Origin of the sequence: Caecibacter sp. AF58-12pH5A, from assembly GCF_027681725.1 — a bacterium.
Classification (GTDB): Bacteria; Bacillota; Negativicutes; order Veillonellales; family Megasphaeraceae; genus Megasphaera; species Megasphaera hominis.
In genome coordinates, this window is sequence record NZ_JAQDBC010000087.1 from 1 (window position 1) to 521 (window position 521).

1 protein-coding gene is annotated in these 521 nt (G+C 55.7%); it reads left to right on the top strand.

The features are described from left to right. Positions 1 to 521, top strand: a 521-nt coding sequence (locus PGX44_RS13945; RefSeq protein ID WP_498855844.1) for an autotransporter domain-containing protein, incomplete at both ends; no start/stop codon positions are given.

Consider the following 521-nt stretch of genomic DNA (forward strand, 5'->3'; position numbering starts at 1 on the left):
CAAGGCTTCAATAGCGAACTGGGCTTCGTCAAACGCTCGTACCACGACGACTACATCGACACCTACATGCCGTTTTTAGAATACGGCAACGGCAACTACACCGAACGCTACCAAGGATCCCGCGGTGACGGCAACCAGCAGTACATTGGCGCCGGTATTCTCGTTCGCAGAGACCGCACAGACGGCCTGCACTACGAAGCCGTTCTCCGCGCGGGCCAGCTCAACACGGACTACCACGCCGACATCGCAGGGCACCACATCAGCTACGACACGGACACGAACTATGTCGCAGCCCAGCTGGGTCTGGGCAAGCTCTATACCCACAAGGACAACAACTACGACATCTACACGAAACTCTTCTGGTCCCATATCTTCAGTGACAACGTAGATATCTACAGCGACCTGGGCAAAGCCCAATACCAATTCGACAGCGCCGACTCCATTCGCTCGCGTATCGGCTTCCGCTGGACGAAGCATTACCAGGAAAACCAAACCTACTACGTAGGCCTTGGCTGGGATCA